The organism is Methylophilus sp. 3sh_L (assembly GCF_046766015.1).
Lineage (GTDB): Bacteria > Pseudomonadota > Gammaproteobacteria > Burkholderiales > Methylophilaceae > Methylophilus.
In genome coordinates, this window is record NZ_JBKOUF010000001.1 from 399,057 (window position 1) to 413,185 (window position 14,129).

Below are 14,129 nucleotides of genomic sequence, written 5' to 3' on the forward strand. Positions count from 1 at the left end.
AGTGAACACATTGATTAAAAGGTAACGGGATGAGTAAACCTTTGGTAGCGATTATTATGGGGTCCGACAGTGACTGGCCGGTGATGAAGAATGCCGCGCAAATGTTGGCCGACTTCGGTGTGGCTTATGAGGCGCGAGTGGTCTCTGCCCATCGGACGCCTGACCTGATGTTCCAGTTTGCGGAGTCTGCTGCTGGCAACGGTTTTCAGGTGATTATTGCTGGTGCTGGCGGGGCTGCACACTTGCCTGGCATGGTGGCAGCAAAAACCACCTTACCGGTATTGGGTGTGCCCGTCCCTTCCAAACATCTGCAAGGCCAGGATTCATTGTTGTCTATCGTGCAGATGCCTAAAGGGATTCCAGTGGCTACTTTTGCGATTGGTGATGCAGGTGCGGCCAATGCCGGTTTGTTTGCGGTGGCCATGCTTGCCAATCAAGACCAATCCTTGGCTCAGAAATTAACAGCCTTCCGCACCAAACAAGCTGAAAAAGTGCACGCAATGGAGTTGAGCGAAAAACCATGACATCATCCGTGATTCAACCTCCTGCCATGTTGGGCATGTTAGGCGGCGGCCAGCTCGGTCGCTTTTTTGTGATTGCAGCGCACGAGATGGGTTATAAAGTCACCGTGCTGGATCCTGACCAGAACAGTCCGGCAGGCATGATTGCCGATGTGCATTTATGTGCTGCCTATGACGATGCGGCCGCCTTGAAAACCATGGCGGAAACCTGCCAGGCAATTTCTACCGAGTTTGAGAATGTGCCAGCCGAAACGCTGGCGACTTTGGCCAAGTCTACAGTCGTCCATCCAAGCGCGGGTGCGGTAGCGATTGCCCAGCATCGGGTGAAGGAAAAAACCTTCTTTCAAGAAGCAGGCTTGCCGGTGGGACCGTTTGTGCCGGTCATGGCCGAGACTGATTTGCCTGCCGATGGCGAGATGTATCCAGCAGTATTGAAAGTCGCGCGCTTTGGTTACGATGGTAAAGGTCAGGCGCGTGTTGCCAACCGTGAACAAGCGGTGGCCGCGTTTCAAGGCTTTAAGCAAGAAGTCTGCGTGCTGGAGAAAATGCTGCCTTTGGATCTGGAAGTCTCTGTTGTGCTGGCCCGCGATGTGCACGGCAATATTGCCGCCTTCCCAACCGCAGAAAATAGCCATTTGAACGGGATTCTGGATGTCAGCATCGCCCCTGCGCGCTGTTCTGAAGTGATCAAAGCCAATGCACAAGAGCTCGCCAAAAAGCTGGCGACCAAGCTCAATTATGTAGGCGTGTTGGGCGTTGAGTTTTTTGTGGTGGGCAACCAGTTGCTGGTGAACGAGATTGCGCCGCGCCCTCATAACTCGGGCCATTACACCATCGATGCTTGTGTGACCAACCAGTTTGAACAACAGGTTCGCGTCATTACTGGTCAGGCATTGGGTAGCGCAAAGCTGCATAGCAATGCCGTGATGGTAAATATTCTTGGCGATAGCTGGTTATATAGCGGTAAGCAGTTAGAGCCGGCCTGGGATAAAGCCTTTGCCCACGGCAACCTCAAAATGCATTTATATGGTAAGCATGAGCCGCGCAAAGGCCGTAAAATGGGTCATTTTACGGTGATTGGCGATGATGCGCAGGCCGTGTTGAATGCCGCCAAAGTGGCGCGTAGTGAGTTACATATTGGCGAATAACTGAGTGCCAGCGCCATTAAAAAAGCCCGGTTATCCGGGCTTTTTTCGCTCTGAAGCAGGGAGATTAGGAGAGGTTTGCCTGCACCTGCTTTCTAAATTCAAGCGGTGCAGCAATCTGGTCAAATGTTTCTTTGGTGCCACCTGTGCCTGTGACGGTAATCGTCCCAAAGCCTAATACTCTGCCGAGGATGCTTTGATTGACGCCTATGCCCTCCACTTTATGCAGCAGTACTTCCAGCGAGTGGCGTCTGATAAAGCCGATTTTGATCAGGACGCGTTTGTTGGTAATGGCAAACTCGGACGTTTTGTAGCGAATGTAGCTGCTGATGCCGCTGATCAAGGCCAGTAACAAGCCGAGTAGGCTCAGCGCCCATAGCAGTTGATGAGCCTCTGCCAGGCGCAGGTTGAAAGCGCACGCCAGTACGCTGAGCAATAAGTAGACAAAAGTATTCAGGAAAATAATCCAGTGTACTTGTGCATGGTAAATCACTACCTCATTAGCAAGCAAGTTTTTGTCAATAAAGCTCAAGGGGCTCTCCTGGGCAAGATGGTGATTTCAGCTGTGATCATAACAGCAAGAGCGGTTTTAATGATGCGTTAGATCAAGGCGGCAAAAAGATTTAGACAATAAAAAAGCCGGACATCTGTCCGGCTTTTTTAGTACGCACCCCTACTGAAATTATTCAGCGGCTTTTTTCGCGCGAGGCTTGGCAGCTTTTTTAGCTGGTGCAGCTTCGGCTTTAGTGGCAGCTGCTTTTTTCACAGAAGCCAAAGTCGCTGGTGCGTCACCGGACAATGCTTTGATTGCAGCAGTCAAACGGCTCTTATGACGAGCAGCTTTGTTTTTGTGAATGATTTTTTTGTCAGCGATACGGTCAATCACGCTAACATTTTCTTGGTAAGAAGCCACAGCAGCAGCTTTGTCACCAGATTGAATCGCTTTGATTACTTTTTTGATCGCAGTACGCAAAGTTGAACGCAACGCAGCGTTGTGTGCATTAACTTTGACGGATTGGCGCGCGCGTTTGCGGGCTTGTGCGGTATTTGCCATATTCGTTTTATCCTGTAACTTTCAAAAGGGGTGTGATACGAAACCGTGCATCATACTGTTTTTGCTTTGTTTTTGCAAGATAAAAACGCATTTTCCTCGACTGCGGATGGCTGCATGGTAAAATCTGCCAAAATTTTAACCAGTTAACCGTTCGTTGCGGGCGGGCGACGGTCAAAAAAATAAACCAAGGCCTCTATTCTCCACCATTTATGAACTTGCTCAAAGCATTGGCCACCGTGGGTGGCATGACCTTTATTTCTCGCCTGCTCGGGTTTGTGCGAGACACGCTGATTGCCCGTATCTTTGGGGCGGGGATGGCCACCGATGCTTTTTTTGTCGCCTTTAAAATTCCCAACCTGTTGCGCCGCATTTCAGGCGAAGGGGCTTTTAGCCAAGCATTTGTTCCTATCCTCTCCGAATATCGAAAACAACGCACCCCCGAAGCGACCAGGGCGTTGATCAATCATGTTGCCAGTTTGCTGGGCTTGTTCCTGGTGGGCATTACCATTGTCGGCATGCTGGCAGCACCGTTAATTGTGCGGCTCACCTCACCTGGTTTTGTCAGTGATCCGGCCAAATTTGCGCTGACGACAGAGCTGTTGCGTATCACCTTTCCTTATATCCTGTTTATTTCGCTAGTCTCCATGGCTGGGGGCGTACTCAATGCCTACAGCAAGTTTCAGGTGCCCGCATTCACGCCTGTCTGGCTCAATTTGAGTTTTATCACTGCCGCAGTTTTTATTGCGCCTCACTTTCACAACTCGGTGTATGTGCTGGCTTGGGCTGTGTTTGTTGGCGGCATTATCCAGTTGCTGTATCAACTGCCTTACCTGCAACAGATCGGTATGTTGCCGCGCTACGAACTGAATTTGCAAGATGAAGGCGTGCGCCGCATTCTCAAACTTATGGGGCCCGCGATTTTTGGCGTCTCCGTCGCGCAAATTTCGATTGTGTTGAATAACATTTTTGCTTCATTCATGCCCACCGGCAGTGTGTCCTGGCTATATTACGCTGATCGCCTGATGGAATTCCCGACCGGCGTGCTGGGCGCGGCATTGGGCACGATTTTGTTGCCTAGCTTATCCAAGGCGCATGTGGATAAATCCAGTGCCGAGTTTTCCCAGTTGCTGGACTGGGGCTTGCGCCTCACATTTATGCTGGCGATTCCGGCGGCTGTGGCGATGGCTGTGCTGTCCAAACCATTGGTGGCGAGTCTGTTTTATTACGGCAAATTCACCCCGGTCGATGTGGCGCAAACCGAACGCGCCCTGATTGCCTACAGCCTTAGCTTGCTGGGCCTGATTATGGTCAAGGTGCTAGCCCCTGGCTTTTATGCCCGCCAAAACGTCAAAACGCCTGTCAAAATCGCAATTTTTACCCTGGTGATGACCCAAGTTATGAATGTCGGCTTTTTACTGTTCACTCAGTTGCAGCATGCCGGACTGGCCCTGGCCGTCGGGTTGGGGGCTTGCCTCAACGCAACCTTGCTGTGGGTAACCTTGCAGAAAACCGGTGCTTTCCAGCCACAACCTGGCTGGACGGCGTTTTTAGCCAAGCTCCTGGTTGCCGTGACCGTGATGGCAATCGTGCTACATCAGGTTGCGATTGCGTTTGGTGAATGGCTGGCTATGTCTCCTCTGACACGAATCTACCATCTTGTTGCGATCGTTTTGTTAGGAATGTTCGTGTATTTTGCTATGCTAGGATTGCTAGGGTTTAAGCCTAAGGATTTTTCACGCAGAGTACAACGCTAGCGTCAGATTCAACAAAATAATAAAGGGAGAATGTATGAAAAGAAGCCTCATCGTTTTTTTATTCGCATTAATAACAACGCCGCTTCAAGCGGCGGATACCAGTATTAAAAAAGCCCATCTGGATGTTGCAAGCTTACCCAAAAAAATCTTGCTAATTGAGCCTGAAATTTACGTCAAAGAGTTGTCCGTGGGTGGCGTTGCTGAAAAAGTAGATGATTGGTCTACGCAAGCAAAAACCAATGTGCGCACTGCATTGGCTCGTCAAATTAATGACAGACGTTTATTTGACAAATTAGAACTGCCTGAAAATATGACTTCTGAAGAGCTGGCCAGCCTGGACGAGCATGTTGCCTTATATGATGTGGTTGGCTCTAATGCTTTTTATTTTGGGCGGGCAGAGTTTGATGCATGGAAGCACAAAAAGAATGATTTTGATTACACGCTAGGCCCTGGATTAAAGGCGCTTTCAGATAAAACCGGTGCAGATGCCGCCTTGTTCATTATTGGCGAGGATTTTATCTCAACAGGAGGGCGTAAAGCTGCCCGTGTTTTTGCTGCATTATTTGGCGTGGTGATTCCTGCGAGTCCAACCTTTTTGTCTGCTGCCCTGGTCGATTTGAAAACCGGAGACATCCTTTGGATGAATTATGGGTTTGCCTTGGATAGTAAAGACCTGCGAAAGCAAGAGGATGTGAATAAAATGATGAATGATATGTTCATCAACTATCCTGGTCGTGTTGGTTCGTAGGGAATGCACATCATGTGGGCGCATTGCAAAAAAATCAGCACACTGATGATTGGTTTATTCATTTTTAATCAATCTTGCGTTGCAGAAATACGCCAGCCTTATGCGGACGCGAATGCGTTGCAAGCACTTGAGCCTGATGAACAGCGATTATGGTCAGCCAGTAACGATTTTGAAAAGGCGATTCGCAAAGGCGGGCAAATCTATGCCTCGCCTGAGCTAGAGGCTTATTTGCAAAGTGTTATGGACAAGCTTTATCCGGAATTTGCTGGCAAAATTAAAGTACATGTTGTTAACTCGCCAGTATTAAATGCCTTTGCTATTCCTAACGGCAATATCTATATGCATACCGGATTGCTTTCCCGGTTCGATAACGAGGCTCAGCTCGCTACTGTTCTTGCCCATGAAGGCGCACATTTCGTTTACAGGCATGGATACTTTAATCAGCAATCTGTTAAAGGTTCCTCTGCTTTTGCAACAATCACCGCAGTGATCGGTGTGCCGATAGTCGGGCTGATTGGTAACATCATCGCCACCTCTTCAATATATGGCTACTCTCGAGAGCTAGAAACCGAGGCTGACAATATGGGTTTTAATCGGCTGATTAAAGCCGGTTATGATCCCAGCGAGGCGCATAAGGTTTTTGAGCATCTTGCCAAGGAGGTGAAGCTGTCTGATGTTCAGGAGAGTTTCTTCTATTCCACCCATCCCAAGCTTAAAGACCGGGTTGATAATTTTACTAAATTAGCAGCCTTACACCCGAATAGCGGGGTGATGAACACCGAACAATACTCGGCTAATGTGGACAAGCTACGGATGGAGTCTTTGGAGCAGGAGCTCAGTTTTGGCCGCTATAAGCATGTGATTGCGTTGTTATCTGATGAAACGGTGCTTCAGCGCTATCCATCGACTGTTCATTACTACCTAGGCGAGGCCTATCGTAAGCGTAATGAAAAAGAGGACGCCGAAATTGCAATGCGCGAGTTTGACAAGACGATTGCGCTTAATGCGTCTTTTGCACCCGCTTATCGAGCAAGAGGCCTGCTTTTGATGAGCCAAAATAAAACTGAACAAGCCATTTCCATGTTCAGGCGATATTTGGAGTTGGCGCCTGAGGCTAGCGATCAAAGCTATGTAAATGGATATCTTGAAACACTTGCTAAACAATAACTTAAAATTTCATAAAGGCAAAAAATGCGTTTTTTTAAAATAACCTTAATCGTTGGATTGATGATCTTAGTGGCTTCATGTGGCGGCCCATTTACGCGGTTAACAAAATCAGAATATGTCGATGCGAATAAAAGTTTTAGAGTGAATCTCCCGATTGGTTGGGTGCAGGTAACCGGGCCGCAAAGTGGTGATGCATTGTGGATATCGAAAGATGGCTACAGCTTGCAGTCGATCAGAATTGATGCAGTGAAACCAGAAAAAGCGTTTCCTACCATTAAAAAAGCAGCATCGGCGACGCTACCAATCTCTGATCTGGCAGAGTTAGAACTGGCCGAAATAAAAGCGAAGAGTAAAAATGCAGCGAGTATTAAAGTGCTTGAAAATACATTGGAAACTATTTCTGAGCAAAAGGCATTCCGGTTACATATTCAATATCTAAACGAGAAAGGTCTTCGATTCGAGCAATTAACGTATGGACTGGTGAGTGCTAAAAATTATTATCGGATCACTTATCAAGCGCCAACACTGCATTATTACGAGCGTGATAAACAAGCATTTAACCAAACGGTGACAAGTTTCAAGGTTATTAATTAAGTCGGTTACGTGAAAATCTACAGACACTTCCCCCAAGCATCTCAGCCGCAGGCAATTGCCATTGGTAATTTTGATGGCATGCATTTAGGCCATCAGGCGTTGCTCAGGCAGCTGATTGCTTACACGCAAACCTACAAAATCACGCCAGCGGTTATGACGTTTGAACCGCACCCGCGGGAATTTTTCACGCCACAAAATGCCCCTGCGCGTTTGGCTTCCATGCGTGAGAAGCTGGAATATTTTGCCGAGTGTGGGGTGCAGCATGTCTATGTGCAGCGCTTTAACCAAGCCTTTGCCGGGCAGAGTCCAGCTTCGTTCATGCAAGTGCTGCGCGACCAACTCAATGCCAATGTGGTGATGGTTGGGGAGGATTTCTGTTTTGGTGCCAAGCGGGCAGGCAGTGTGCAAACCTTGATTGAGCATGGATTCAATGTGATCCCGCTACCGGAGGTGCAATTGCAGGGCGAACGTGTGTCGAGCACCTTAGTCCGCGACGCATTGGCGGCAGGGGACTTGCTCAAGGCGCAGGCCTTGCTGGGCCGCCCTTACAGTATCAGCGGCAAGGTGGTGCATGGCGCCAAACTGGGCCGCCAGCTTGGCTTCCCTACCGCGAATGTGCATATGCGCCACGAACGGCCTGCACTGACGGGGGTTTATGCGGTAAAATTGAACAATTTACCGGCTGTGGCCAATTTGGGCAATCGCCCGACGCTGGAAGGCATCCCGAAACTTAAGCTCGAAGTGCATGTGTTTGATTTTAATGGTGATCTTTATGATCAGCATGTGCATGTGCAGTTTTTCCATAAACTGCGTGACGAACAGAAGTTCGCCGGACTAGATGCGTTAAAAGCGCAGATTGCGCTGGATGCCTTGCAGGCAAAGCAATATTTTACCGCCGATGAACGCGGATAAACGCCGATAGCCTTCTATATTTTGATAGAGGGTTTTATCGGCGTGCATCTGCGTTCATCGGCGGTTCACATATGGATTTTTAAATGACCGACCAAAGCAAAGATTCAAAATATAAACTGAATTTACCGGAAACCAGTTTCCCCATGCGCGGAGACCTCTCCAAGCGTGAACCCGCCTGGTTGAAGAGCTGGCAAGAGCGCAAGGTGTACGAGCGTATCCGCGCCAAGCGCAAGGGTGCGCCAGCTTTTATCCTGCATGATGGCCCTCCCTACGCTAACGGTGATATTCATATTGGTCACGCCGTCAACAAAATCCTGAAAGACATCATCATCAAGGCCAAAACCATGAGTGGTTTTGACGCGCCTTATGTGCCAGGCTGGGATTGCCACGGCCTGCCGATTGAGCTCGTTGTCGAGAAAAACCACGGCAAGAATATAGACCCGGCCAAGTTCCGTGAACTTTGCCGCGCCTACGCCGCCGAGCAGGTCGAAAAACAGAAGAAAGACTTTATCCGCCTGGGTGTGCTGGGCGATTGGGATCACCCATACCTGACCATGGCGTTTGATACCGAGGCCGATATCATGCGCGCCTTGGGCGAAATCTACCAGAATGGCTATTTGTATCAAGGCTCCAAACCCGTGCACTGGTGTGTGGATTGCGGCTCTGCGCTGGCTGAAGCTGAGGTGGAGTATGAAGACGTCAATTCACCTGCGATTGATGTTGGGTTTAAGGTCGTGGACAACACGGCGCTTGGCAACGCATTTAATACCACGGTGAGCGGCGATGCGTATGCTGTGATCTGGACAACGACGCCTTGGACCTTGCCTGCCAACCAGGCGGTGAGTGTGAATGCCGAGTTGGAATATGATTTGATCCAGACCAGCAAGGGTTTGCTGATACTGGTGCGTGACCTGGCCGAAAAAACCTTGGCCAGATATGCGGAAGAAAATACTTCTGTGCTGGCCAGTTGCAAAGGCGAAGCCTTGCGTGGACTCTTGTTGCAACATCCGTTCGATCACCGTCAGGTGCCAGTGATCACCGGTGACCATGTGACGACCGATGCGGGTACCGGTTTGGTCCACACGGCGGCAGCGCACGGTAACGATGACTGGCTGGTCATGCGCGCCAATTTCCCTAACGAGAAACCGCGCGTTTTGATTGGTGGCGATGGCAAATTCTTTAGCAGCGAACTGGTTGAGCTGGCCGAGATTCGTGGATTAAGCCGCCAAGATGCGAATAAAGTCATTCTCGCTAAATTGCAGGAAAACGGCGTGCTGTTTGCCTCTGCCCGTTTGAACCACAGCTTCCCACATTGCTGGCGTCATAAAACGCCATTGATGCAATTGGCAACACATCAGTGGTTTATCGGCATGAATTCGGTAGGCAAAGATGGCAAAGCCTTGCGTGAACATGCGAACACAGCCGTAGATGCGACACAATTCTTCCCGAGCTGGGGCCGTGCCCGTTTAGAGGCGATGATCAAAAACCGCCCGGACTGGTGTGTCTCCCGCCAGCGTAACTGGGGCGTGCCTATGCCGTTCTTTGTGCACAAAGAAACCGGAGAGCCGCATCCACAGACCATGCAACTGCTGGAAACGGTATGTAAACAGGTCGAACAGCAGGGCATCGAAGCCTGGTTTAGCCTGGATGGCGATACTTTCCTCGCGCAACATGCGCCTGAAAATGCAGCCCAGTATAAAAAAGTCACTGATACGCTGGACGTCTGGTTTGACTCTGGCGCCACGCATTACGCGGTGGTACGGTCAGCGCATCATGCTAGCTTGTCTGTGGCAGCCAACCAGCGTGAGGCTGAACATCAGCCAGTGGCTGACTTGTATCTCGAAGGCTCTGACCAGCACCGTGGCTGGTTCCAGTCCAGCTTGCTGACTGGGTGCGCTATTGATGGCAACGCACCTTACAAAGCTCTGCTCACGCATGGCTTTGTGGTGGATGGTGCGGGTCACAAAATGAGTAAGTCCAAGGGCAATGTGGTTGCGCCACAAAAAGTGATGGATACTTATGGTGCTGATATCCTGCGCTTGTGGGTAGCCTCGACCGATTACTCTGGCGAGCTGACCATCAGTGATGAAATCCTTAAGCGCGTGGCCGATGGCTACCGCCGTATCCGCAATACACTGCGTTTCCTGCTATCTAATCTGGCTGATTTTGATGCCAGCAAAGACCTGCTGCCCGTCGATCAGTGGCTGGAAATTGACCGTTACGCGCTGCATCTGACACAACAGCTGCAGACAGGCATCCTGGCGGACTACGATAAATACGAATTCCACTTGGCGGTACAGAAATTCGTCAGCTTCTGCTCTGAAGACCTGGGTGGTTTTTACTTGGATATCCTTAAAGACCGTTTGTATACCAGTGGTGAAACTTCACATGCACGCCGTGCAGCACAAAGTGCGTTGCATCACATCACACATGCCATGATGCGTTTGATGGCGCCGATTTTGAGCTTTACGGCGGATGAAATTTGGCAGACCTTAGGCCTGGATAATGTCGCCACTGTGTTTGAAGAAGATTGGTATGAGTTGCCTGCGCATGGACTGAGTGACACGCAATTACAACACTGGCAAAGCATTATTGCCCTGCGTGCGCAAGCCGCTAAAGAGATTGAAGTCTTGCGCGGCGAAGGCAAAGTGGGGTCTTCATTACAGGCCGAGTTGGAGTTCCATGTTGCGCCAGAAGCCTTTGAGGCTTTAAGCAGGCTGCACGATGACTTGCGCTTTGTCATGATTACCTCTAGCGCGACCACCTACAAAGTGGCTGATCCCGCCGCGCAGAAAATCCTGGTGAAGCCGAGCGCACACCAGAAGTGCGACCGTTGCTGGCATTACCGTGCTGATGTCGGCAGTGATGCTGCTCATCCGACCATTTGCGGTCGTTGTGTGAGCAATCTGTTTGGCAAAGGTGAAGTGCGCAAATATGCCTAATGTGCGTTCGGCTTTGCCCTGGTTGGTGTTGAGTGCGATTGTGGTTGCGCTCGACCTGTATACCAAACACGTGATCCAGCAATTATTTGTGTATGGCGAGCATCTGCCGGTGACAGGCTTTTTTGACCTGGTGCGCTATCACAATACCGGTGCGGCATTTAGCTTTTTGGCCAATGCCGGCGGCTGGCAGCATGGCTTTTTTACCGCGGTCTCTACGCTGGCCTCCGCCGTGATGGTGTATTTACTGGTCAAGCATCCACAGAAAAAGTTATTCTGTTTGGGGCTGGCGCTGGTGTTGGGCGGTGCCTTGGGGAATCTTTATGATCGCCTCACGCTTGGCTATGTGGTGGACTTTCTGCTGTTTTATTATCAGCAATGGGCTTGGCCTGCGTTTAATGTGGCAGACAGTGCCATCTGTGTCGGCGTGGGTGTGTTGATGCTGGATAGCTTTAAACAGCCTCATTGACACGCGCCAAGCTGTGCTTCCAGCATCCTGTGAACCTGAGGTGAGGAGGTGACTGACATGGATGGTTTGGAATATACGTTTACTGATGTGGTCAGGCTTTGGCAAGGCAGCAAAAGTAGCTGGCATTACGTTAGCCTGCCGCAAACAATGTCTGATGAAATTCACACCCTCAGCCAATACCATCAAAGCAAACGGCGCGGTTGGGGAGCGGTAAAGGTGGTTGCGACTGTTCTTGCCTGCCAAAGCCAATCCATACTCAATCAATCAAGGTCAGATTCATCAATGCCAGGCGAATCCATTATCTGGCAGACCTCTATTTTTCCGGCGTTTGACCACAAGCGCTATGCTTTATTTTTAAAAGCCGAGATTCGCAAACGTGCGGAGTTGTATGCGGGCGATGAAGTGACGATTCAGCTCCAACTGCAGTTTTGACGCGCTAAGGATGCACGTGGAGCCGGTCTTAAAGATGTCCTGGTTTGTTCGTGTGCAATCGTCAAGTTTAAGCACTGAGCGGTTGTGTTTTGGCCGCGGCCAGTAGTGGATAAATATCTGCAATGCCCATTGGTCGGCCGAGCAAAAAGCCCTGGATGCAGTCGCAGCCGATTTTACGCAAAAACTCCAGTTGCGCTTCGGTTTCAATCCCTTCTACCACGACCGACAAGCCCAGAATGCCAGCGGTTTTGATAATGGTGCTGACAATTTCGCTGTCTGCGCTGCTTTCCGGCACATCAATCATAAAGGCACGGTCAATTTTGAGCTCATCCAGCGGCAGGTGTTTGAGTTTAAACAATGACGAGTTGCCCACACCAAAATCATCAAGCGAGATGCGTACACCCAAGGCTTTGAATTGTTTTAAGGTCTCCAGCGCTTGCTCTTCATGTTCAAAGACGGCGCTTTCTGTGATTTCTAGGGTGAGCAGGGCGGCAGGCAGGTTGTAGCGTTGCAGTTGCCCGGCAATGCGCAAGGGCAGGCTATGGTCACGGAACTGGCGCGGGGAGATGTTAATCGATAGCCCGATCTCATGACCGCTGTCTTTAAGCAGTTTGGCCCAGTGCTTGAACGCCTCGGCAATAATCCATTCCCCCATAGGCAAAATCAGGCCAGATTGCTCTGCATAAGGGATAAATTCGGCCGGTGACACGATGTCGCCCTTGCTGGTTTTCCAACGGATCAGGGCTTCAATATTGGCAATACGTGGCTGTTGTTTGCCCAGGCTGAAAATCGGTTGAAACTGTAAAAAGAATTCTTGTTTTTTGATGGCTTTGCGCAATTGCACATCCAGCTTGAAACGGTTTTGCGCCAGCCGGGTATGCTCTTTGCAATAAAACAGATACGGATGTTGGGTGCCGTGTTTGGCATGCGCGAGTGCGGTGTTGGCATTACGTGCCAGATGTTCGGCATCCTCGGCATCTCGGGGAAACAGGCTGATGCCGATATAGGCATCCAGGATCAATTCGTGACCTTCAATCAGCACCGGCTTATGCACAATTTTGCATAAGTTATTCGCCAGATGGACCAATTCAGCATCGGTTTTGCGCGTGGTAATCAGGGCAAATTTATCGCCATGCACGCGGCCTAATTCGCCAGATTCGTGCGTGATATATTGCAGGCGCTGGGCGATTTCCAGTAAATACAAGTCGCCGGTATGGTGGCCGAAACTGTCGTTGATGCTTTGAAAATGCTTTAAATCAATCATGAGCAGGGCGACGGTGTCGCTGGCATCGGCCGCTGTGATGATGGCGTGTTCTAGCAGGGTGTGTATGGCCAGCCGGTTGGGGAGCCGCGTGAGCGGGTCGTTGCGTGAGAGCTGCTGGAACTGACGCTCTTTTTCGGCCAGCAGGTTTTCGGCGAGTAGCAGTTTTTCACTCTCACGCAGCAAGATACTTTGCCGTAGGGCCGAGAACACCAGGATCATCATGACCGAACCAATGGCAATGTAATAGGCATAAGGGTGCGGGCCGCTTTGCCACCAGATGAGCGCCAGTGTACACATGCTAAAAACAAAGGTAATGGCAGGAATCCAGCCGCGAACGCGTCTGCATTGCCGGTGATACGACACTCGCTTGGCAATCCTGACTTGCCAGCCATAAAGCCCGGTGCCAATTAATAGATCTGCCACTGAAAAACCATAATTGGTCCAGAGGTTAGTTTGCGGCACATGGTTGAGTGCGTTCAGGTTCCATTGCATCCAGCACGCGCCCAGCAAGGTCAGGCCAGCGCTGAGCATGAGCCAAGGCATCATCCATGCGGGCCGCAGGTAGGGGATCAGCAGCAAGGAGACCAGTGCAGCACTGAGCAAGCTGGCAGGATAAGCACTGAGTACGGCCAACTGTAGCGGGCTGACTTCGGCAGATTGCGGCAAATATAGAATTAAAATGTAGCTGAGGACGGCGATACTGAACGAAATGGTATCAATCGAAAAGGCCCAGGTTTTGGCGGCAGAAAGCTGGCTACGTAAGGCGGTGATAAACCCAATGATCAGGAAGATCCCCATCAGCGGGTAAAAAATATCGGACTGGGCAGGGAAGGCGGTTTGTTTGGTCAGTACTTCAAATATCCACAGCACGCCACCCGTGAAGTAGGCCAGTGCGCCAAAGACAAACCAGCGTTTACAGGGGCGCTGTGAGGCATTTGTCCGGTAGTATCCCAATAAGGCCAGCATCAGGCACGAAGCATTGGTCACAAACCAGTGCACGTTATCCAGCCATAACATTTGTGCGGGTGTTGCCTGCAAAGAGCCGAGCAGGCAAGCAACGGAAACCGATAAAGCAACCACTACAACTTTACGCGAAAGTATCATGAAGCCCCCTTTTTAAGTAATTCTAA

At 50.2% G+C, this 14,129-nt stretch carries 13 protein-coding genes; 10 read left to right on the top strand and 3 right to left on the bottom strand.

The window, feature by feature from the left end; genetic code table 11:
* Positions 1-29: 29 nt before the first annotated feature.
* Together purE and ACIDF8_RS02030 are read left to right on the top strand one after the other, a co-directional pair.
* Complete coding sequence (gene purE, locus ACIDF8_RS02025; protein WP_412008954.1) at positions 30-524, top strand: 5-(carboxyamino)imidazole ribonucleotide mutase; 495 nt, start codon at positions 30-32, stop codon at positions 522-524.
* A complete protein-coding gene (locus tag ACIDF8_RS02030; protein ID WP_412008955.1) occupies positions 521-1,669 on the top strand; it encodes a 5-(carboxyamino)imidazole ribonucleotide synthase in 1,149 nt (382 codons plus the stop codon). Before purE ends, ACIDF8_RS02030 begins: the two co-directional genes overlap by 4 nt.
* A 64-nt stretch (positions 1,670-1,733) precedes the next feature.
* Here the strand turns inward: ACIDF8_RS02030 and ACIDF8_RS02035 are convergent, their stop codons facing one another.
* Positions 1,734-2,198, bottom strand: coding sequence for a PH domain-containing protein (locus ACIDF8_RS02035; RefSeq protein ID WP_412008956.1), 465 nt, complete (start codon positions 2,196-2,198; stop codon positions 1,734-1,736).
* Positions 2,199-2,348: 150 nt separating this feature from the next.
* On the bottom strand, positions 2,349-2,720 hold the full coding sequence (gene rpsT, locus ACIDF8_RS02040; protein ID WP_412008957.1) for a 30S ribosomal protein S20: 372 nt from the start codon (positions 2,718-2,720) through the stop codon (positions 2,349-2,351).
* A gap of 209 nt (positions 2,721-2,929) precedes the next feature.
* On the opposite strand from rpsT, the gene murJ reads away from it, so the two are divergent.
* The 8 genes from murJ (at position 2,930) to ACIDF8_RS02080 (ending at position 11,735) form a co-directional block, all read left to right on the top strand.
* Positions 2,930-4,474, top strand: coding sequence for a murein biosynthesis integral membrane protein MurJ (gene murJ / locus ACIDF8_RS02045; RefSeq protein ID WP_412008958.1), 1,545 nt, complete (start codon positions 2,930-2,932; stop codon positions 4,472-4,474).
* 34 nt (positions 4,475-4,508) lie between these two features.
* A complete protein-coding gene (locus tag ACIDF8_RS02050; protein WP_412008959.1) occupies positions 4,509-5,222 on the top strand; it encodes a hypothetical protein in 714 nt (237 codons plus the stop codon).
* A 12-nt stretch (positions 5,223-5,234) separates the two neighbouring features.
* On the top strand, positions 5,235-6,389 hold the full coding sequence (locus ACIDF8_RS02055; RefSeq protein ID WP_412008960.1) for a M48 family metallopeptidase: 1,155 nt from the start codon (positions 5,235-5,237) through the stop codon (positions 6,387-6,389).
* A gap of 24 nt (positions 6,390-6,413) precedes the next feature.
* Positions 6,414-6,983 carry a PsbP-related protein gene (locus ACIDF8_RS02060; protein ID WP_412008961.1) on the top strand — a complete coding sequence of 190 codons (570 nt, stop codon included), beginning with the start codon at positions 6,414-6,416 and terminating at the stop codon, positions 6,981-6,983.
* A gap of 9 nt (positions 6,984-6,992) precedes the next feature.
* Complete coding sequence (locus ACIDF8_RS02065; protein ID WP_412008962.1) at positions 6,993-7,895, top strand: bifunctional riboflavin kinase/FAD synthetase; 903 nt, start codon at positions 6,993-6,995, stop codon at positions 7,893-7,895.
* A gap of 83 nt (positions 7,896-7,978) precedes the next feature.
* Positions 7,979-10,837 carry an isoleucine--tRNA ligase gene (gene ileS, locus ACIDF8_RS02070; RefSeq protein WP_412008963.1) on the top strand — a complete coding sequence of 953 codons (2,859 nt, stop codon included), beginning with the start codon at positions 7,979-7,981 and terminating at the stop codon, positions 10,835-10,837.
* Complete coding sequence (gene lspA / locus ACIDF8_RS02075) at positions 10,830-11,303, top strand: signal peptidase II (protein WP_412008964.1); 474 nt, start codon at positions 10,830-10,832, stop codon at positions 11,301-11,303. The genes ileS and lspA overlap by 8 nt, the downstream gene beginning before the upstream one ends.
* A 57-nt stretch (positions 11,304-11,360) precedes the next feature.
* The gene (locus ACIDF8_RS02080; protein ID WP_412008965.1) at positions 11,361-11,735 is read left to right on the top strand and encodes a DUF1905 domain-containing protein; all 375 of its coding nucleotides are present in this window, start codon (positions 11,361-11,363) and stop codon (positions 11,733-11,735) included.
* Between the two features lie 67 nt (positions 11,736-11,802).
* Here the strand turns inward: ACIDF8_RS02080 and ACIDF8_RS02085 are convergent, their stop codons facing one another.
* The gene (locus tag ACIDF8_RS02085; protein ID WP_412008966.1) at positions 11,803-14,103 is read right to left on the bottom strand and encodes a putative bifunctional diguanylate cyclase/phosphodiesterase; all 2,301 of its coding nucleotides are present in this window, start codon (positions 14,101-14,103) and stop codon (positions 11,803-11,805) included.
* Positions 14,104-14,129 lie beyond the last annotated feature (26 nt).

What these genes read in the sequence shown, in the direction of transcription:
- purE (WP_412008954.1), top strand. Translation starts at nt 30, where the DNA reads ATGAGTAAACCTTTGGTAGCGATTATTATGGGGTCCGACAGTGACTGG.
- ACIDF8_RS02030 (WP_412008955.1), top strand. Translation starts at nt 521, where the DNA reads ATGACATCATCCGTGATTCAACCTCCTGCCATGTTGGGCATGTTAGGC.
- rpsT (WP_412008957.1), bottom strand. Translation starts at nt 2,720, where the DNA reads ATGGCAAATACCGCACAAGCCCGCAAACGCGCGCGCCAATCCGTCAAA.
- murJ (WP_412008958.1), top strand. Translation starts at nt 2,930, where the DNA reads ATGAACTTGCTCAAAGCATTGGCCACCGTGGGTGGCATGACCTTTATT.
- ACIDF8_RS02050 (WP_412008959.1), top strand. Translation starts at nt 4,509, where the DNA reads ATGAAAAGAAGCCTCATCGTTTTTTTATTCGCATTAATAACAACGCCG.
- ACIDF8_RS02055 (WP_412008960.1), top strand. Translation starts at nt 5,235, where the DNA reads ATGTGGGCGCATTGCAAAAAAATCAGCACACTGATGATTGGTTTATTC.
- ACIDF8_RS02060 (WP_412008961.1), top strand. Translation starts at nt 6,414, where the DNA reads ATGCGTTTTTTTAAAATAACCTTAATCGTTGGATTGATGATCTTAGTG.
- ileS (WP_412008963.1), top strand. Translation starts at nt 7,979, where the DNA reads ATGACCGACCAAAGCAAAGATTCAAAATATAAACTGAATTTACCGGAA.
- lspA (WP_412008964.1), top strand. Translation starts at nt 10,830, where the DNA reads ATGCCTAATGTGCGTTCGGCTTTGCCCTGGTTGGTGTTGAGTGCGATT.
- ACIDF8_RS02080 (WP_412008965.1), top strand. Translation starts at nt 11,361, where the DNA reads ATGGATGGTTTGGAATATACGTTTACTGATGTGGTCAGGCTTTGGCAA.
- ACIDF8_RS02085 (WP_412008966.1), bottom strand. Translation starts at nt 14,103, where the DNA reads ATGATACTTTCGCGTAAAGTTGTAGTGGTTGCTTTATCGGTTTCCGTT.